This is a genomic window from Pseudomonas sp. NFX98 (assembly GCF_047784845.1).
GTDB lineage: Bacteria > Pseudomonadota > Gammaproteobacteria > Pseudomonadales > Pseudomonadaceae > Aquipseudomonas.
The window spans coordinates 172,998-191,746 of the sequence record NZ_JBLNNF010000008.1 but is presented as its reverse complement, the minus strand read 5'-3'; the positions used below and the strand labels follow the sequence as shown (position 1 = coordinate 191,746).

23 protein-coding genes are annotated in these 18,749 nt (G+C 59.4%); 22 read left to right on the top strand and 1 reads right to left on the bottom strand.

Annotated features, from left to right (window positions below):
* Positions 1-31: 31 nt before the first annotated feature.
* Positions 32-2,599 carry a DNA mismatch repair protein MutS gene (gene mutS, locus ACM110_RS13000; RefSeq protein ID WP_416128141.1) on the bottom strand — a complete coding sequence of 856 codons (2,568 nt, stop codon included), beginning with the start codon at positions 2,597-2,599 and terminating at the stop codon, positions 32-34.
* Positions 2,600-2,821: 222 nt separating this feature from the next.
* On the opposite strand from mutS, the gene ACM110_RS12995 reads away from it, so the two are divergent.
* The 22 genes from ACM110_RS12995 to recA all read left to right on the top strand — a co-directional run bounded on the left by ACM110_RS12995 (position 2,822) and on the right by recA (position 18,744).
* Positions 2,822-3,556 (top strand): LexA family transcriptional regulator, encoded by a 735-nt coding sequence (locus ACM110_RS12995; RefSeq protein WP_416128140.1) that lies wholly within the window; start codon positions 2,822-2,824, stop codon positions 3,554-3,556.
* A 505-nt stretch (positions 3,557-4,061) separates the two neighbouring features.
* On the top strand, positions 4,062-4,412 hold the full coding sequence (locus ACM110_RS12990; RefSeq protein WP_416128076.1) for a phage holin family protein: 351 nt from the start codon (positions 4,062-4,064) through the stop codon (positions 4,410-4,412).
* Between the two features lie 29 nt (positions 4,413-4,441).
* Complete coding sequence (locus tag ACM110_RS12985) at positions 4,442-4,966, top strand: hypothetical protein (protein WP_416128075.1); 525 nt, start codon at positions 4,442-4,444, stop codon at positions 4,964-4,966.
* Between the two features lie 3 nt (positions 4,967-4,969).
* Positions 4,970-5,581 carry a phage baseplate assembly protein V gene (locus ACM110_RS12980; protein WP_416128074.1) on the top strand — a complete coding sequence of 204 codons (612 nt, stop codon included), beginning with the start codon at positions 4,970-4,972 and terminating at the stop codon, positions 5,579-5,581.
* A gap of 11 nt (positions 5,582-5,592) precedes the next feature.
* Complete coding sequence (locus tag ACM110_RS12975; protein WP_416128073.1) at positions 5,593-5,925, top strand: phage baseplate protein; 333 nt, start codon at positions 5,593-5,595, stop codon at positions 5,923-5,925.
* Positions 5,922-6,917: a baseplate J/gp47 family protein gene (locus ACM110_RS12970; protein ID WP_416128072.1), complete on the top strand. Its 996-nt coding sequence runs from the start codon at positions 5,922-5,924 to the stop codon at positions 6,915-6,917. Before ACM110_RS12975 ends, ACM110_RS12970 begins: the two co-directional genes overlap by 4 nt.
* Positions 6,914-7,549, top strand: a complete 636-nt coding sequence (locus tag ACM110_RS12965; protein WP_416128071.1) for a phage tail protein I — start codon at positions 6,914-6,916, stop codon at positions 7,547-7,549. The genes ACM110_RS12970 and ACM110_RS12965 overlap by 4 nt, the downstream gene beginning before the upstream one ends.
* Positions 7,550-9,418: a phage tail protein gene (locus tag ACM110_RS12960; protein ID WP_416128070.1), complete on the top strand. Its 1,869-nt coding sequence runs from the start codon at positions 7,550-7,552 to the stop codon at positions 9,416-9,418.
* A 2-nt stretch (positions 9,419-9,420) separates the two neighbouring features.
* Complete coding sequence (locus ACM110_RS12955; RefSeq protein ID WP_416128069.1) at positions 9,421-9,843, top strand: phage tail assembly chaperone; 423 nt, start codon at positions 9,421-9,423, stop codon at positions 9,841-9,843.
* Positions 9,844-9,944: 101 nt separating this feature from the next.
* Complete coding sequence (locus ACM110_RS12950) at positions 9,945-10,154, top strand: hypothetical protein (protein WP_416128068.1); 210 nt, start codon at positions 9,945-9,947, stop codon at positions 10,152-10,154.
* Positions 10,155-10,156: 2 nt separating this feature from the next.
* Entirely contained in the window at positions 10,157-11,323 is a 1,167-nt protein-coding gene (locus tag ACM110_RS12945; RefSeq protein ID WP_338585063.1) for a phage tail protein, read from the top strand.
* Positions 11,323-11,829 carry a phage major tail tube protein gene (locus tag ACM110_RS12940; protein WP_338585064.1) on the top strand — a complete coding sequence of 169 codons (507 nt, stop codon included), beginning with the start codon at positions 11,323-11,325 and terminating at the stop codon, positions 11,827-11,829. The genes ACM110_RS12945 and ACM110_RS12940 overlap by 1 nt, the downstream gene beginning before the upstream one ends.
* A 146-nt stretch (positions 11,830-11,975) precedes the next feature.
* Entirely contained in the window at positions 11,976-12,560 is a 585-nt protein-coding gene (locus ACM110_RS12935) for a phage tail assembly protein (protein ID WP_416128067.1), read from the top strand.
* Entirely contained in the window at positions 12,557-12,682 is a 126-nt protein-coding gene (locus tag ACM110_RS12930; RefSeq protein WP_416128066.1) for a hypothetical protein, read from the top strand. Before ACM110_RS12935 ends, ACM110_RS12930 begins: the two co-directional genes overlap by 4 nt.
* A 6-nt stretch (positions 12,683-12,688) precedes the next feature.
* Positions 12,689-14,317, top strand: a complete 1,629-nt coding sequence (locus ACM110_RS12925; RefSeq protein ID WP_416128065.1) for a hypothetical protein — start codon at positions 12,689-12,691, stop codon at positions 14,315-14,317.
* Positions 14,317-14,700 carry a phage tail protein gene (locus tag ACM110_RS12920; protein ID WP_416128064.1) on the top strand — a complete coding sequence of 128 codons (384 nt, stop codon included), beginning with the start codon at positions 14,317-14,319 and terminating at the stop codon, positions 14,698-14,700. Before ACM110_RS12925 ends, ACM110_RS12920 begins: the two co-directional genes overlap by 1 nt.
* Positions 14,693-14,905 carry a tail protein X gene (locus ACM110_RS12915; protein WP_416128063.1) on the top strand — a complete coding sequence of 71 codons (213 nt, stop codon included), beginning with the start codon at positions 14,693-14,695 and terminating at the stop codon, positions 14,903-14,905. The genes ACM110_RS12920 and ACM110_RS12915 overlap by 8 nt, the downstream gene beginning before the upstream one ends.
* A 9-nt stretch (positions 14,906-14,914) precedes the next feature.
* Entirely contained in the window at positions 14,915-15,931 is a 1,017-nt protein-coding gene (locus ACM110_RS12910) for a phage late control D family protein (RefSeq protein ID WP_416128062.1), read from the top strand.
* 26 nt (positions 15,932-15,957) lie between these two features.
* Positions 15,958-16,521, top strand: coding sequence for a glycoside hydrolase family 19 protein (locus tag ACM110_RS12905; RefSeq protein ID WP_416128061.1), 564 nt, complete (start codon positions 15,958-15,960; stop codon positions 16,519-16,521).
* A complete protein-coding gene (locus ACM110_RS12900; protein ID WP_416128060.1) occupies positions 16,503-17,021 on the top strand; it encodes a lysis protein in 519 nt (172 codons plus the stop codon). The genes ACM110_RS12905 and ACM110_RS12900 overlap by 19 nt, the downstream gene beginning before the upstream one ends.
* Before the next feature lie 80 nt (positions 17,022-17,101).
* On the top strand, positions 17,102-17,602 hold the full coding sequence (locus tag ACM110_RS12895) for a CinA family protein (protein WP_416128059.1): 501 nt from the start codon (positions 17,102-17,104) through the stop codon (positions 17,600-17,602).
* Positions 17,603-17,685: 83 nt separating this feature from the next.
* Positions 17,686-18,744, top strand: coding sequence for a recombinase RecA (gene recA, locus ACM110_RS12890; RefSeq protein WP_060541059.1), 1,059 nt, complete (start codon positions 17,686-17,688; stop codon positions 18,742-18,744).
* The last annotated feature ends 5 nt before the right edge of the window (positions 18,745-18,749 follow it).

Here is an 18,749-nt window from a genome sequence, read left to right as displayed (position 1 = left end):
GCGAGATTCTAACAGCTTGCAAGGCTATGCGTTAGATCCGTGTCTTTAGTGTATAGAGCATTTCGAGTGCACGACGCGGTGTCATGTCGTCCAGGTCGAGCTTGGCCAGTTCATCCAGCACCGGATGCGGCAGGCTGGCGAACATATCGCTCTGCTGCGGCGCGGCCGGTTTGCCTTTGACTGGCTTGGGCACTTCATGGGGCAAGGCAGTGTCTTCCAGGCGGCTCAAATGCTCGCGGGCGCGCACGATCACTTCGCTTGGCACACCGGCCAACTGCGCCACCGCCAGGCCGTAGCTCTGGCTGGCAGGCCCCGGCAGCACGTGGTGCAGGAACACGATGCGCTCGTTGTGCTCGGTTGCGTTGAGGTGCACGTTCGCCACCAGCGGCTGGGCTTCCGGCAGGACCGTCAGCTCAAAGTAGTGGGTGGCGAACAGTGTGTAGGCGCGCAGGTGCGCAAGCCGTTCCGCTGCCGCCCAAGCCAGGGACAAACCGTCGAAAGTACTGGTACCGCGGCCAACTTCGTCCATCAGCACCAGGCTGCGTTCGGTGGCGTTGTGCAGGATGTTCGCGGTTTCGCTCATTTCGACCATGAAGGTCGAGCGCCCACCGGCCAGGTCATCGCTGGAACCGATCCGGGTGAAGATGCGGTCGACCAGCGACAACTCACAACTGGCCGCCGGCACGAAGCTGCCGATATGCGACAGCAGCACGATCAAAGCGGTCTGGCGCATGTAGGTGGATTTACCGCCCATGTTCGGGCCGGTGATCACCAGCATGCGCGTGTTGTCGTCGAGGCTCAGGTCGTTGGCCACGAACGGCGTGGTCAACACTTGCTCAACCACTGGGTGGCGACCCTGGGTAATGCGCATGCACGGCTCGCTGACGAAGCGCGGGCAGTTCAGGTCGAGGTTCAGCGCCCGCTCGGCCAGGTTGCTCAAAACATCCAGCTCAGCGAGAGCGCCGGCGGTGTCCTGCAACGGCGGCAATTGCGAGATCAGGTCTTCAAGCAAGGCTTCGTAGAGCATTTTCTCGCGAGCCAGCGCACGGCTCTTGGCCGACAACGCTTTGTCTTCGAAGGCCTTCAGCTCCGGCGTGATGAAACGCTCGGCGCCCTTGAGCGTTTGGCGACGGATGTAATCGGCCGGTGCCGATTCAGCCTGCTTGCTCGGCAGTTCGATGAAGTAACCGTGGATGCGGTTGTAGCCGACCTTCAGGTGCGACAGGCCGGTGCGGGCCTTTTCGCGGGCTTCGAGGTCGATCAGGAATTGCCCGGCGTTCTCGCTCAGCGATTGCAGTTCATCGAGTTCGCTGTCGTAACCGGTCTTCAACACGCCGCCGTCGCGGATTACCGCTGGCGGGTTGTCGATGATGGCTTTTTCCAGCAGCGCCGCCAGTTCCGGGTAGGTACTGGTGGTCGTCGCCAGTTGTTGCAGGTGCGGGGCTTCCAGCTCGGTCATCGCCATTTGCAGTTCTGGCAGGGCGCCGAGGGCATCACGCAGACGTGCCAGGTCGCGCGGGCGAGCGTTGCGCAAGCCGATCCGCGCGAGAATCCGCTCGATGTCACCAATTTCCTTGAGTTGCGGTTGCAGCTTCTCGAAACGGTAGGCGTCCAGCAGGCAAGTGATCGACGTCTGGCGTGCCAGCAAAACGGTCAGATCGCGCAGCGGACGGTTCAGCCAGCGGGTCAGCAGACGGCTGCCCATGGCGGTCTGGCAACGGTCGACCACCGATTGCAGGGTGTTGTCACGACCGCCCGAGAGGTTGGTGTCCAACTCCAGGTTGCGACGACTCGCGCCGTCCAGCACCACGGTGTCGTCCAGGCGTTCATGGCGCAGGCTGCGCAAGTGCGGCAGGGCGGTGCGCTGGGTTTCTTTGGCGTAGGCCAACAGGCAACCGGCGGCGCCGATGGCGAGCGTCAGGTTTTCGCAGCCGAAGCCTTTAAGGTCTTGGGTAGAAAATTGCTGGCAAAGACTTTTCAGCGCCGAATCACGCTCGAAATCCCACGGCGCACGGCGACGAACTCCGCGACGCTTTTCCGCGGGCAAATCCTTCGGCCAGTCATCCGGGATCAGCAGCTCTACAGGATTGACCCGCTCCAGCTCAGCCAGCAGGTTTTCCCAGCCCTTGATTTCCAACACGCTGAAGTTGCCACTGGTGATATCCAGCACGGCCAGGCCGAACAGGCGTTCATCACCCAGCACGGCAGCGATCAGGTTGTCGCGACGTTCATCGAGCAGCGCCTCGTCACTCACCGTCCCCGGCGTAATGATCCGTACCACCTGACGATCCACCGGCCCTTTGCTGGTGGCCGGGTCGCCGACCTGCTCGCAGATCACCACCGATTCGCCGAGCTTCACCAGTTTCGCCAGGTAACCTTCGGCGGCGTGGTAAGGAATCCCGCACATCGGAATCGCCTGCCCAGCGGACTGCCCGCGAGCGGTCAGGGTGATGTCCAGCAACTTGGCGGCCTTCTTCGCGTCCTCATAGAAGATCTCGTAGAAGTCACCCATGCGGTAGAACATCAACTGGTCGGGGTGCTGATTCTTCAGGCGCCAGTACTGCTGCATCATCGGCGTGTGGGAGGACAGGTCGGACAGGGCTTTATTCATCGGGGATCGGAAAACTCGTCGAAAGGTGTGGGGCAAAAGTGGGGCCTTGGCCCGGCTTTTCCGCAATGGGCGCAAGATTAACATGGGCGGTCTGTCGGACGCAGGCACGAACGCCACGCGGTGTGTTTCTGCTGCTTTATGCGCTGTTTATGCGACATAAATGCAATTCTGCATTTGCCTCCCGCGAAAAGAACAAGCACTATGCACGTTATGCAAAAACGCAATGTTTCTACCGTCTTAAGAGCGCTGCTCGATCAGCACGGGATCTCCCCCACGGAGCTTCACCGTCGCACCGGCGTGCCTCAATCCACACTTTCGCGAATTCTCAGCGGGAAGATCGTCGATCCTTCGGATAAACACATTTCGAAGATCGCCGAGTACTTCGCCGTGAGCACCGACCAATTGCGCGGCCGCGCGGAAGTCACGCCAGCTGGCGTTGGCGCGCGCGAAGAACTGCATTCGGAACTCAAGGACATCAGTCTGTGGGACGACGATACCCCCGTCGATGACGACGAGGTGTCGGTGCCCTTTCTTCGCGAGGTTGAATTGGCTGCGGGATCAGGAAGATTCGTCATCGAAGAGAGCGAGCGCTCTAGCCTGCGCTTCGGCAAGCGCAGCTTGCGCCACAACGGTGTGCAGTTCGACCAGGCCAAATGCGTGACCGTACGTGGCAACAGCATGTTGCCGGTGCTGCGCGACGGTGCCACGGTCGGGGTCAATGCCGGCAAATGCGGGATTGGCGACATCATTGATGGCGACCTTTATGCAATCAACCATAACGGCCAGTTGCGAGTAAAACAGCTTTATCGCCTGCCGACCGGGATTCGCCTGCGCAGCTTCAACCGAGATGAACATCCGGATGAGGACTACAGCTTCCAGGAAATGCAGGAAGAGCAAATCGTCATCCTCGGTCACGTCTTCTGGTGGGGCATGTACGCCCGTTAACCTCACCGCTGTCAGATAAAACCCGCCATCGAGCGGGTTTTTTTCGCCTGCCAAAAACCGCCAGCGCCTTTGTCTACGGGCGTTTGATGCGTTGATGCATTTGTCGTGCATAAATAAATGCATTTGTGCATTGACTGTATATGCATACATGCATATTCTTTGTCTCAAGCCGCTCAACAAAGCGGCTCGAAACGAAGCTCTTTAGTTCCCCCAAAAAAGGCAGCGATGAACCGGCCTCAACGGTTCAGAGGGTTGGCAACTGACCCGGGTGTGCAGCGTAAAGCACCAGAAGCAGTTATCCGGCGGGCAGGGACCGCGGTCGGAAAAACAATTTGAATGGACCCGTACCGCGCCAGTAGCGCCGAAAGGTCGACGCGAAGGACCGCATTACTGAAAAGCCCGACGCGAGTCGGGCTTTTTGGAATGCCTACCTGACGTCAGGCACACAAGAGACAGCGATTGAACCCAACACCTATCACTCATCAATCACCCCGGGAGGCGTGACATGACAAACGAGCAACAAGCGTTGCTGGACATGCCGATCTGGCTCGTCATCGTCCTCGCCCTGGTGGGCGGGGTGTCCGGCGAAATGTGGCGCGCCGACAAGGACGGCGCCCGCGGCTGGTCACTGCTGCGGCGGCTGGCCTTGCGCTCCGGCGCCTGCATGGTCTGCGGCGTCTCGGCGATCCTGCTGCTGTACGCCGCCGGCGTGTCGATCTGGGCCGCGGGCGCCTTTGGTTGCCTGACGGCGATGGCCGGGGCGGACGTGGCCATCGGACTGTATGAGCGCTGGGCGGCGAAACGGATCGGCTTGTGTGAAGTGCCGCCCCGTGATTCTCGCTCCGACCCACCGTGATCCCTTCGACGCATGAACAGGAAGTTTTTATGCCCTCAGTCATCGAAAAACCTTCGCAGCTTTATGCCGCGATTGTCACAGCACTACGCAACTCAGGTCTCGGTATCAACGTCGGCAGTCGTGAAGATTTCACCGATGTCGGCGATCAGCCCTGGGTGTTGATTTCCATCGAACGTGATGCAGCTGACTCCCGTGCCAGCGATGGGCGTATCGCTCATGTGTTGACGGTTTCACTGCAAGCCGTGATGCATCCCGCATCCGTGAACCCGAGGCTTGCTGCCTGCGACCTGACCAGTGCGCTCAAGGATCTGGTCACGGATAACCGATGGGGACTGCCGGGCGATCAATGTGATCTGCCGACGGATCTGGATGCTATCCCTTCGGTGCTGATCAGCGGCACACAGGAGGTCTGCGCGTGGACGCTGTCCTTCACCCAGACGTTGTACTTCGGCGCGCTGTTGCTGGACGACCCGCTGGGCATCCCCAAATTCGCCCGTACCTGGGAAGTCTCGGATATCGACGACCCGAACCAGTACACAGAACTCGAGGGCTGAACCATGTTCGATGCGCTTTTACGCCTGCAACTTGGCCCGATCATTGAGCGCCTGGCCGAGATGGACGCCGAGCTCGAAGACCTGAACCGGCGTACTGACGGTGTCTGTCGGATTGGCGTGTGCCAGGAGGTCGATGCGGCCAGCAACACCTGCCGGGTCCGACACGGTGAATTGCTGACACCCGCCATCCGCTTTTTCAATCCGAGCGCCGGTGCGCAAAGCGAGTCGCGAATTCCTTCTGTGGGTGAGCAGTGCTTGTTGTTGAACCATGGCGCAGGGGAGAGCAGTGCTCAATCCGTTGCGTTGTTCGGACTTAATGGCAATCAGTTTCCCCCAGCCTCGACCCAGGCTTCGCTGACGCGTCGCCTCTATGGGGACGGAACGGAAAGCGGCTACGACGACGCCAGTCATGCGCTGCACTGGAACAACGGCCCGGCGGCCTTCAACGGTAATCGCGAAACGCTTGAGTTGAGCATCGGCCCGGCGCGACTGGTAATGAATCCCGAAGCCATTGAACTGCAACTGGGCGCGGTCGGCTTGCGACTCGACGCATCCGGTGTGCACCTGAGCGGCCCGCTGGTGGATCACCAGGGTCGCGTGATCAGCACCGCTTAAGAGTATTTCCAATGATTGGAATCGATAGAAACACCGGCGCGACCGTCGACGACTGGCCGCAGTTTGTGCAGCGCGCGACCCGGGCGCTGACCACGCCCTTGGGCACCCGCCAGAAGCGTCCGTTGTATGGCTCTGCCATTCCGGACCTGTTGGGGCAGAACCTTGGTGACGACTTGCTGATCCTGGCCCAGAGCCACGCCGCACAGGCGTTCTACAACAGCCAGAACGGCATCGGCGACTTTCTGCCGCAGGTCATCGTCGCCAGCCGACACGGCGCCGGATTGCTCCTGCGCTTCGCCGGCACCTGGCAAAACCGTAATCAGACGTTCGAGGTGGTGACATGAGCATGTTGATCCCGGGTCAGAACCAGTTGGCCGAGCCGGCAATCGTCACGATCGACGCGTTCGAGGATCTGCTGGCCGAATTCAAGACCTTTGTCGTCGAGTACGTCGGCGCCCGAGCACCGCAGAGCGCAGAAAAACTCAAGGTCAGCCTGGAAAACGAAAGTGAACTGTTGACCTTGGCCCTCGAAGCCTTTTGTGTGCGACTGCAACTGCACGAGCGTAAATACAACGCTCGCATCAAGCAGATGCTGGCGTGGTGGGCGACCGGCAGCAACCTCGATGCCCGTCTGGCGGACATGGGGCTGGAGCGTCAGTTGCTCGATCCCGGCGATCCGGCGGCGTTCCCGCCCGTTGCGCCGGTCTATGAAAGCGACGACGACGCACGATTGCGCTACTACCTGGCGCCCCACGCTCCGGCTGCCGGCTCGCGAATGCAGTATCGCCGCGAGGTGTTCACTCTAGGCGAACGTCCGACAGTGAACGTGGAATCCGCTGCGGCGGGCGAGGTGACGGTCACGTATTCCTTCGATCCCGATGGCTATGCCGCACAGGTCAAGGATGGCAACGGACGGCGAACGGCGCCTGGCGAAGTGATGGTCACCGTACTGTCGCGGAAGGGTGATGGCGAAGCCTCCGGGGCGTTGCTCGACCGAGTGCGTCAACACTTCGAGCGACCTGATGTACGACCGGAAACGGATCGGGTCACGGTGCAGAGTGCTCACATCAAGTCCTACAAGATCCGGGTTATCGCCAGGATCAACGCCGGCCCGGATTCGGGATTGACGAAGGTCGCCGCACAACAGCAGTTGCAAGACTATGCCGACACCTGCCATCGCCTCGAAGGGCGGGTCGACCCGAGCTGGATCGACTACACGCTGCACAGCGCTGGCGCGGTTCAACTGGAGATTCTCGAACCTCTGGCGCCGATTGTGGCGACGGCGTTCGAGGCGCCTTACTGCACCGATGTCGAGGTGGAGGTGCTCACGCTATGAGTGATCAGTCCCCTCGTCCGAGTCTGTTACCCGCCAACAGCTCCGCGCTGGAAAGAGCTCTCGATCTCGGGTTCGGCACCTTGCTTGATCGCATTGCGCCGCCGTTTCCCGAATTGATGAATGCAGCTGCGACGCCTTTGGCGTTTCTGCCTTATCTCGCGGCGGACCGTGGTGTCAGGGAGTGGAGTTCCGAAGCGGCCGAAACGGAAAAGCGTTTGACCGTTGAACTCGCCTGGCCCACGGCACGCGGGGCTGGTACTCGTCAGGCACTGGAAAACGCGGCCAAGGGGTTGCGCCTGATGCCTGAGGTCCGGGCCTGGTATGAGCAGACACCCGCAGGCGCGCCTTACAGTTTTTCCGTCAGGGCGTTCACCGAGCAGCCTTACAGCGAAGAAATCGATGCACGTCTCGATCGACGCCTGGCCGACGCTAAAAGCGAACGCGACACCTTGTCGGTCTCGGTCGGCTTGAGCGCTTTCGGCAGTCACGTCATCGGTGCGGCAACCGTGTGCGGCGAGCTGACCACGGTTTATCCCGTTGTCATTGAAGGGCTGGAAGCGTCAGGCCAGGCCTTCATGGCCGCCGGATTCTACAGCGTCGAAACATCCACTATTTATCCTCAGGGGGCCTGAATGGCTGACTATTACACCCTGCTCACCAATGCAGGGATTGCCTACGAAACCGCCTGCAAGGCAGCGGGCGTTCCAATCAAGCTGTCGCAGATTTCCGTCGGTGACGGCGGCGGCACGGTCTACAACCCGGCGGCCACTGCCACCGCGCTCAAGCGCGAAGTCTGGCGCGGGCCGCTCAACGCGTTGTTCCAGGACGAGAAGAACCCAAGCTGGTTGTTGGCTGAAGTGACCATCCCGCCAGAGGATGGCGGCTGGTATGTGCGTGAAGCCGGGCTGTGGACCGACACCGGGATCTTGTATGCCATCGTCAAGTATCCGGAGTCGTTCAAACCGGTGCTGGCGACTTCCGGCTCAGGGAAAGAGTTCTACATTCGCTCGATTTTCGAGACGAGTAATGCGTCGATGGTGACGTTGTTGATCGATGACACGGTGGTCAAGGCCACGCGGGCCTGGGTCATGAGCTATCTGGCCGAAGAGTTGGCCAAGCTCGATGGCAAGCAATCGGTGCGCGTGGCAGCGACGGGCAATGTGGTGTTGAGCGGGGCGCAGCAGATCGATGGCGTTGCTGTGACATTTGGCCAGCGAGTGCTGTTGGCATCGCAGACGTTGGCAAAGGACAACGGCATCTGGATCGTCGCCAACGGCGCCTGGGTCCGTGCCACGGATGCCAACTCCAGCGCGAAAGTCTCACCGGGCCTGACCGTGATGGTCGAAGAGGGCGCGGTGAACGGCGATTCGCTGTGGCACCTGGTCACCAACGGCCCGATTACCCTGGACACCACCGCGCTGAGTTTTGAAATGCTCGCCGGTCGAACCGGGATTCAGGCTGGTACGTACAAGAGTTTGACGGTCGATAAGTACGGTCGCGCCACGGCAGGAACCAACCCGGAGACTCTGGCCGGGTTCGGCATCAAGGACACTTACACAAAGCCAGAGATCGAGGCATTGATTGCGCAGGCCTCAGCGTTGCCGGTGGGTACTGTTGTGGCGTTTCCGGTGAACAAAATCGCACCTGGATTTCTGGAGGTCGATGGAAGTGTCAAGAGTATTGCGACCTATCCGGATCTAGCGGCTTTTCTGGGAACAGCGTTCAACAAGGGAGACGAGGGCGCAGGTAACTTCCGGTTGCCGGAATCGCGTGGCGAGTTCCTGCGTGGCTGGGACCATGGGCGCGGTATCGATGCTGGTCGAGCAATTGGCAGCTACCAGATTGATGATTTCAAGTCTCACGTTCACTCACAGACCTACATGGGCTCCGGAGCGGCAGCTAACCGTAACCTTGGCGATTCTGTTGGTAACATTGCGGGAGGTTCGATTCTCAGTAACAACACTACGACTAGCACTGGTGGTACTGAAACTCGTCCTCGTAACTTGGCTGTGATTTGGTGCATCAAGGCCTGGAACGCGCCGATCAATCAGGGAAATATCGATATCGCCGCGCTGGTCGCGGCTCTGTCTGCGTTCTCCGCTCAGGCAACTGAAACCAATCAAGGAACAGCCAAGGTCGCCACACAAACTCAAGCAGATTCCGGGACCGATGACACGACCTTCATCACGCCTAAAAAAATGCGTTGGGGCATAACAGCCAGCCTTAACGCGAATGGCTACATCATTTTTCCGACGTGGATGTTCAGCTTCATTATCCAGTGGACCACAGTCGGGAGTATTGCAGCCGGGCTATCGGGATCTGTCGCCTGGCCTATCGCTTTCCGCTCGGCCTGTCTTTTTGGAGGGGCTTGCGCTATCGGGAGCACGTCTAACAGCAACTCAGGAAATATCGTGCCCGGTACTCTTTCGACGACGGGCGTCAACTTGCACAACTGGGGGGTGATCACCGCACCTTCCCGAGCATGGGCATTTGGAGTCTGAGCATGAAGCGTTTCTACAGCCAATCCACCGGTTGCACCTATCTCCAGGGCTTTCACGCGCAAATTCCCGAGGACGCCAAACCCATCGACGATGAGCGCTATCAAGCCGTTTTGGCGAATCCCGTGCCGGGCAAGGTTCGCAGTCATGATGCTGAAGGATTGCCAATCCTGATCGATCCGCCACCCGAGGACCTGGCCGCGACGGAACGATCGTGGCGCGACTGCGAAATTTTGCGGGTGCAATGGATTCGGGACCGTCATCGCGACGAGCAGGAACTGAGTCGACCAACCTCGGTTACGCCGCCCCGGTTCGCACAGTTGCTGGATTACATGCAGGCCCTGCGAGACTGGCCACAACAGCCGGACTTTCCCACCGAGCAATTCCGCCCAGTACAACCCGACTGGATCGCAGAACAGGTCCTGTAAACGCCCCGCACCGCCGGGGCGTTTTCTTATCCGCCAAACAAACCCACCACACCCAACAGCCCCCGTCCCAAGGGGCTTTTTCATTCATGGAGAAACACAAAATGGCAGAACGCCAAACCTACACCGTGCTCGTCCCGTTCCCCGTTGGAAGGGGTCATTGGTCAAGCATCGGCCAGCAACTGCAATTGCTCGATGTGGAGGCCAGCGCGTTGCGCAGCGCGGGTCGCCTGGAACTGAAGAAAACCGAGGCTGCCGATTCGGCCTCTCCATCCACCGCGGCGAAAAAAGCCGCTGCCAAGAAGGCTGAATAACCATGGCTGAGGTTTTGAACTTCGAGCACAACGGCATCACCGTCAATGCCACTGAATCCCCCGAGGCCATGGGTGGCCTGGGTGACAACGTCATCGGTCTGATCGGCACCGCGCCGAAGGCCGACCCGTTGATTCCACGCAATGCGCCATTCCGCATCAACAGCTTCACCACCCAGGCGCTGCTCGATCCGACCGGCACCGAAGAAGGCACGCTGTATCACGCTGTCTTCCAGATCCTGAAAGTGGTCAAGGTGCCGGTCTACGTAGTCATCGTCGAAGAGGGCGCGACCCCGGCTGACACGCTGAACAACGTCATCGGTGGCATCGATCCGCTGACCGGTCGCAAGCTCGGCCTCGCGGCATTGAGCGGTGTGCCTGAGGACCTGACCATCATCGGCGCGCCGGGCTTTACCGGCACTAAAGCCGTGGCCGGCGAGTTTGCCTCCTTCGGCAAACGCATCAAGGCCCGTGTGGTGCTCGACGGCAAGGACGCCGCAGTCGCCGACCAGGTGACCTACAGCCAGGAACTGGGCGGTGCGGAGCTGGGTTTCGACCGTTGCCTGCTGGTGCACAACATGCCGTCGGTGTACTCCAAGGCTGCGAAGAAAAACGTGTTCCTGTCGCCGTCGAGCCTGGCCATTGCTGCCCTGGCCAAGGTCAAGCAGTGGGAGAGCCCGGGCAACCAGGTGACCTTCGCCGAAGACGTTTCGCGGGTGGTCGAATACAACATCCTCGACACCTCCACCGAGGGCGATCTGCTGAACCGCTACGGCATCAGCTACTACGCCCGCACCATCCTCGGTGGCTTCTCGCTGCTGGGCAATCGCTCGATCACCGGTAAGTTCATCAGCTACGTGGGCCTTGAAGACGCGATCAGCCGCAAGCTGGTCAAGGCCGGCCAGAAAGCCATGGCCAAGAACCTCACCAAGTCGTTCATGGACCAGGAGGTCAAGCGCATCAACGACTGGCTGCAAACCCTGGTCGCCGACGAAACCATCCCCGGCGGCAGCGTGTACCTGCACCCGGAATTGAACAGCGTCGAGAAGTACAAGAATGGCACCTGGTACGTGGTCATCGACTACGGCCGCTACGCGCCAAACGAGCACATGGTTTATCAACTCAATGCCCGCGATGAAATCATCGAGCAGTTCCTGGAGGACGTTCTCTAATGTTTACCAACCGCGTAAGACAGGCCATCGCGGCCACCCTGCAAGGCCTGCCGTTGTCGGCGACGGTGGAAGATTTCACCCCGCCGAAAATCGAATTCGAAATGGAGCCAATGACCGGCGGGCGCTTTATCGCCGAGGAGATGGCCAAAAGCGGCAAGGTGCTCGGCGCTACGCTCAAGCTACAAGGTGTGGGTGCGGAAATCATGCTTGCCCTGGGCGTAAATCTGGGTGACGACATCCTGCTGAACGTGCGCGAGGCGGGGCAGGACCAGGACGGCAATACCTGGTTCACCTACCACACCGTTGGCGGCAAGCTGAAATCCCTGGCGCAATCGGTGTTGAACATGAAGGACAAGCCGGTCACCACGTTCGAGCTGTCCTGCCGCACCTACAACCGTCTGGAAAACGGCATTCCGGTGATCGACATCGACGTGCGCACCCAGAAGTTCGTGCTCAACGGCGTCGACATTCTTGGCGATGCCCGCCGCGCGGTGTTGCTGCCTTAACCCACGGGCACATACACATAACTTGTAGGAGCGAGCCTGCTCGCGATGAGGGCGTGCCAGTCGACATTGAAGTTGCCTGACACATCGCTATCGCGAGCAGGCTCGCTCCTACAGGGAACACAGTGAATCACCGAGGAATTTCTTACATGTCCTGGACATCCCCCACACACGACCTGTTGTCGCCGATTACTGGCGATGACGGCACACAAATCGAGCAGATCCAACTCAAGCCGTTGTTCTACGCCGCACAGAAAGAAGCCCTGGCCCGCGCCGGCGATGATGAAGACGATCAGTTCTTCGAACTGGCGCTGCTGGCCACCGGTTTGTCGGTCAAGGAACTCGACCAGCTCAAGCGCCCGGACTACGTGAGCATCGCCCATTACGTGCATGAGATGTCGACTCTGCCGACTTCGCACTTTCTTCAGCAAGAGAACGTGGGTGACGCATCGTCGACCGATCCCGATGAAGTGACGCTGCTGCAACCGCTCACCGCGGCGGGTCGCACCCAGACTGCGCTGACCCTGGAAATGCCGGTGCTGCGAGCCACCAAAGCGATGAAAAAACTCAAGACCGCCAAGGAACGCGCCGAATTCATCACCGCCCATTGCACGGGGCTGATGCTGCCCGACCTGGCCCTGTTGACCGTGCCCGACTGGACGCAATTGCAGGTGCGCATAGACGATTTTTTAAACCAACTGGCGGCCTTCTTTCGGAGCGCGACATCGAAGTGATCCTCGATGTGGTGCCGCTCATTTACCCGGTAAGTGAGGCGGAAATTCTGGAGTGGGACGCCGAAAAGGCATTGCGCCGCTACGACATCGCGATGAGTCGTCTTGGCGTGAAAGAGGAGTAGAGGAGGATGGCAGACAGCAAGTATTCGACGGTCGATGCGACGCTGAACAGTTTCGAACTATCGACATTCAGTGTCGCGTCAGAAGCCTTCGGGTTGACCGGTTTCATGGGCGCTTTGGCGCAGCTCGGCGTGGCGTTGAACGCAGTCAGCCAGGACATCCGCCTGTTGACAGCGGGCCAGGGCAAACTCGGTGAGGCATTGGCGTCGCTGACGGCAGCGTTGTCTTCCCCTCGCTCGCAACTCAAGGCGTTCTCGAGTGTACCGGGTGCTGGCAGCGAACCGGCACCCAGACTCAACGCCGATGCTGAACCGCGTTCATCTTCTGATCCGCCCCGGTTGCCGATGGTAATCAACGCACCAAACGGCTCTTGCAATTGTGATCTGACGTTGCTGATGCACGCGCCCGCGGTACATCAATTCGTATCACCCATGGCATTGCCCAACAGCGAGAAAAAAAACGGCAAAACCATGGAAACGTCGCAAGCCGCCGAAGCTCCGAAGAGCCGCACCCCAGTGTCTCCAGATGCAATGGACGCGAGTCTCGATCGATTGAGCAATGCGGTGATCCCGGACTTTTACCTGGGGCTCAATGCCCAGGTTGATAAGTTGAGCTCGTTTGCCGAAGAGAGCTCCGGCAAAGCCGGGCTGGCGGGGGTCGCTGTCGTTTTGTATTCCATCGTGTCAAAACTGGTGGAAACAGTGATCGACGAAGCGTTCACCAACGTTGCGAAAAAGATTCTCAAGCGTGGGGCGTCGAAGCTGCCTTTGGGTTTCGGTAAGTTGGTGGGTGAGGATGATCGCGGTGCCGCTCAAGACGAGATGCATCGCCCCGAGAGCGTTAGTCAGGGGGTAAAACCGGATCCCGGAGAGGGTGGTGCCGGCAAGAAAAAAGATGAAACGACACGCGGTAAAAACAAGGGCATTAGCCGGCTTAAGGAGTCAGGGTATTCCAAGGACTCCGAGGACTCCAAGGACTCCAGGAACCCGATCAACTCCAAAAAACCGGTGATACAAAACATCGAAGTACATCCCCGGTCAATGACGTCGGCAATGGTGCAGTCTCAGAGTCTGGTGAAGCTCGTTAGCCCGGCGCAGGCTACCCCTCTGCTCGGCAAAGCGGCGACGCTTGGCGCCAATCTAGGCAAGAGGGCGCAACCGTTGCGGTTACTGAATGCCGGTATCGGCTTCGCACAGGGTGTTGCCAGCGGGGACACCAAGGCCGTGGTCTCATCTGCCGGAATGCTGGCCGGTTCCTATGCCGGTGCCACTGCGGGTGCGGCACTCGGCACACTGATTTTTCCAGGTGTCGGCACTGCCATCGGCGGTTTGCTGGGGGGCTTTGCCGGTTCTGAGCTCGGCTCGGTGCTGGGTGAAAAGCTCGGCGCCCTGGTCGATCGCCTCGGTGCTCCCGAGCAAGTCAGTAAAGAGTTGACCAGCACACAGACACAAAACCAGCCAATCAATTTCTCGCCGTCGATTCAAGTCACCTGCACAGCCACGGAAAGTACCGAGCAGATCCGCATGGTGATTGCGCAGCAATTGCAGGCGCAGTTCCACGGTGAATTCGTTCCGTTGATGAGCACCAACGCCCTCGCCACCCGACGCGATGCGGCCCTGACCGATGGAGGTATGTAATGCGTCAGCAAATGGCACTTGGCAGTTTTATCTTCGGCCTGTCTCGCAACTTTGCCTACAGCAGCATTGTTCATACGTCGGACGGTGGTTGGGTGGAACTGGATATTGTGGCGGGCAAGCCGAAATCCAGTCAGACCGGGCAAAAGGCCCAGACCCTGAAAATTACCGGCAAGTCGATGTACGCGGTGGCCATGGATCGGCTCGAGGAGCTGCGGACATTACAGGCGTTGCGCGCGCCGGTGCCGCTGGTCGATGGCATCGGCCGCAACTGGGGCTTGTGGCGAATCAACAATGTGACGGAGACCCAGAGTGAAGTCCTCGATGACGGCACCGCGATGGTCATCAATTGGGTCGTCGACCTATCGGAGTTCATTCATGCATAAGGTACGAAGTGTGGCCGGAGATTCGGTGAGTCTGTTGCTCTACCGGGAAACAGGTGGCTGCGACGATGCCGCCGAAGAGGCGCTGTGGCGCCTCAACCCCACGCTGGCGGAGCTGGGGCCGGTGCTGCCCTCCGGTGTTTGGGTGGCGCTGCCGGAACTCGAATCAAAACCGGTCGTGATCAAGCCGCTTACTGCGTGGGATTAAGGAGGTTTCATGGCACTGGGATTCACTCCAGTCATTCAAATTTATGGAGCCAACGAGGCGCTGATCAATCAGCGACTTATCAGTTGGGAGCACATCGACGCCGCCGGTATCGAGTCCGATCAGTTGACACTGACGCTTGATCTGGAGGGGCTTGATGGCTTGCCGAGTCTGGGGGGCAAAATCGGCTTGTGTGTCGGGTATGCGGAGTCGGGGCTGGTGGACAAGGGCCAGTTCATGGTCACACGTCGTACACCAACACTGTTCCCGCTACGCATGACGCTGGTGGCTACCGCTGCACCGTTCACTCCCGCGGACGAGACTGGATTCCAGCAGCGTCGGTCGGCCAGCCACGGCCCGACAACCTTGGGCGCGCTGTTTCGCGAACTGGCCTCGCGGCACGGCTTCTCGCCACGAGTGGCGCCCCAGTTGTCACTGACAAAAATCGATCACATCGATCAGTCCAATGAAACCGATATGGGATTTCTGACACGTCTTGCCTGCAAGTATGACGCAATCGCCAAACCGGTCGGGGACCTGTATGTGCTGGCGCTTCCCGGCCAGGTCAAGTCATTGTCGGGAAAGGTCTTGCCCGAGGTGAAACTGTCGGTAACCACCAATAATCGTCCTGGCGATCATGCCTTTATTTCCGCCACGCTTGATGACACGGCTCGGGCGAAAAGCCAAGGCAGCACGACCAATTGGTGGGACGCGGCGGCCGGCTTGCTGCAGGTGGTCAAAACCGGTAGTGCGCCGTTCAAGGTGGTGCGCCAACTCTGTCAGAGTGCGCAAGATGCCAAGGCCGTCGGCGAGGCAGAAGTGCGCAAATCGTTGCGTGAAAAGCTCAAGGTGAAAATCAGCTGCCCTGGCAACCCGGTCTTGTCCGCCGAAGGTCTGTTACTGCTGGATACCACCTGGCCGGATTTCATGCGCGGTTACTGGTCGATCGACAAGGTCATTGCCAGTGGTAATCGTGATCAAAGCTATCGTTGCCTGATCGAGGCGACCTGCCTGGACTCCACTCAATAGAATCAATGGCAATCGGAACATGACCCATGCCGCTTACTGAATTGCAATTACAACAGATACTTCCAGACGCCCGCAGTTTTGCGGGCGTTTTCGTTTCCGCGATCAACAATGCCATGGCTCACCGCAACATCAACACGGCCAAACGCATGGCCGCTTTCCTCGCACAAGTCGGCCATGAGTCGGGGCAGTTGCAGTACGTGCGCGAGTTGGGCAGTGCTCAATACCTGAGCAAGTACGACACCGGCACACTGGCCACGCGTTTGGGAAACACTCCAGAACCTGACGGCGACGGTCAACGCTTTCGGGGTCGTGGCCTGATTCAGATCACCGGCCGTAACAACTACCGTCAATGCAGCGTTGGCCTCTTCGGTGACGACCGCCTGTTGGCTTCGCCTGAACTGCTTGAGCAACCGCAATGGGCCGCCGAATCCGCCGCGTGGTTCTGGGAGCAGAACGGTCTCAATGAACTGGCCGACCGCGACCAGTTCAACAGCATCACCCGCCGCATCAATGGTGGTCTGAACGGCCTGCAGGACCGTTTGCAGCTTTGGGCGCGGGCGAGGGCGGTGATATGCCAGCCTTCGGCCTGATGTCCTGGCGCGTTATCGGCATTGCTGTACTGGCCGGTTGTTCTGCGGCGATAGCCTGGCACTTTCAGGATTGGCGCTATGGCCGGCAACTGGCGGAACAGGCTCGTCTGCACAGCGAAACGCTGAACCAAATGACTCAGGCCAACGCCATCCAGCAACGTTTGGAGCAGGACAAACGCCTGGTCCTGGAGCAGCAATTGTCAGCCAGCGAACAAAATCATTACCGAGTGTTGAGTGATGCCCAACGTAATCAGGATCGCTTGCGCGATCGTCTTGCCACTGCTGATGTGCGCTTGTCAGTCCTCCTCGATGCCAGTGACGCAGCTTCAGTCTGTAAAGTGTCAGCCGCCTCCAGCCCCGGCGGCGTGGATCATGGCGCCGTACGCGCCCGACTTGACCCGACGCATGCTCAACGAATTATCGCCATCACCGATGCCGGCGACCGCGGACTGATCGCATTGCAGGCTTGTCAGGCCTACGTCAGTGCGCTCATCCGCTAACATCTTGATCGACCCTGTAACTTGCAAGCGCGATGCGCTCGTGTACGGTAGGTCTCATTCCGCCCGATCAGGAGATGACCGTGAAAGTAATCACCCAACTGGCCGCTGACCTTGGCAGGCAATTGCAGATGCTCAATGCCCATGTATCCACAGCCGAGTCTTGTACCGGTGGCGGGATCGCCGAGGCAATCACCCGCATTCCAGGCAGCTCGGCGTGGTTCGAGGCCGGCTATGTCACCTATTCCAACCTGCAGAAAAACCTGCAATTGAATGTTCCGGTGGAGTTGTTCACCACGGTGGGGGCGGTCAGTCGCGAGGTGGTCGAAGCGATGGCCAAAGGCGCGCAGGATAAAAGCCGTGCGTTTTTTTCCGTGGCAGTCAGTGGCGTGGCCGGGCCGGACGGTGGTTCGCCGAGCAAACCGGTGGGCACGGTTTGGCTGGCCTGGGGCGTTGGTGAGCGAGTGTTCAGCGAGCTGCAGCACTTCCCCGGTGACCGCGACGAGGTCCGCCGACAAACGGTTAAGGCCGCGCTAGAGGGGCTGCTGCGCTACACCGCGGAAGAAATCTCAAATCGGGGGTAGGCGATCCGGAATCGCTGTGGAATAATACTGGCTACTTATACAGGTGTTGGCCGTCAGGCCTTATTGATTACGTGAGGACTTTAATGGACGACAACAAGAAGAAAGCCTTGGCTGCGGCCCTGGGTCAGATCGAACGTCAATTCGGCAAGGGTGCCGTAATGCGTATGGGCGATCAGGACCGTCAGGCGATCCCGGCCATCTCTACTGGCTCTCTGGGTCTGGACATTGCTCTCGGCATCGGCGGTCTGCCAAAAGGCCGTATTGTTGAAATCTACGGTCCTGAATCTTCCGGTAAAACCACGCTGACCTTGTCCGTGATCGCCCAGGCTCAAAAAGCCGGCGCGACCTGCGCATTCGTCGACGCCGAACACGCCCTAGACCCTGAGTACGCCGGCAAGCTGGGCGTCAACGTCGACGACCTGCTGGTTTCCCAGCCAGACACCGGCGAACAGGCCCTGGAAATCACCGACATGCTGGTGCGTTCCAACGCGGTTGACGTGATCATCGTCGACTCCGTGGCCGCTCTGGTGCCAAAGGCTGAAATCGAAGGCGAAATGGGTGACATGCACGTGGGCCTGCAAGCCCGTCTGATGTCCCAGGCGCTGCGTAAAATCACCGGTAACATCAAGAACGCCAACTGCCTGGTGATCTTCATCAACCAGATCCGTATGAAAATCGGCGTGATGTTCGGCAGCCCGGAAACCACCACCGGTGGTAACGCGCTGAAGTTCTACGCTTCGGTTCGTCTGGACATCCGCCGTACTGGCGCGGTGAAAGAAGGTGATGAAGTCGTCGGTAGCGAAACCCGCGTCAAGGTTGTGAAGAACAAGGTGGCTTCGCCGTTCCGTCAGGCCGAGTTCCAGATTCTTTACGGCAAGGGCATCTACCTCAATGGCGAGATGATCGACCTGGGTGTTCTGCACGGCTTCGTTGAAAAATCCGGTGCGTGGTATGCCTATGAAGGCACCAAGATCGGTCAGGGCAAGGCTAACTCGGCCAAGTTCCTGGCAGACAATCCGGAAATCGCGGCGAAACTCGAGAAGCAACTGCGCGACAAACTGCTGTCCCCTTCGTCGGTAGCAGACGCCAAAGCTTCTGCAGTCAAAGAGACCGAAGACGATCTGGCTGACGCTGATATCTGATTGAT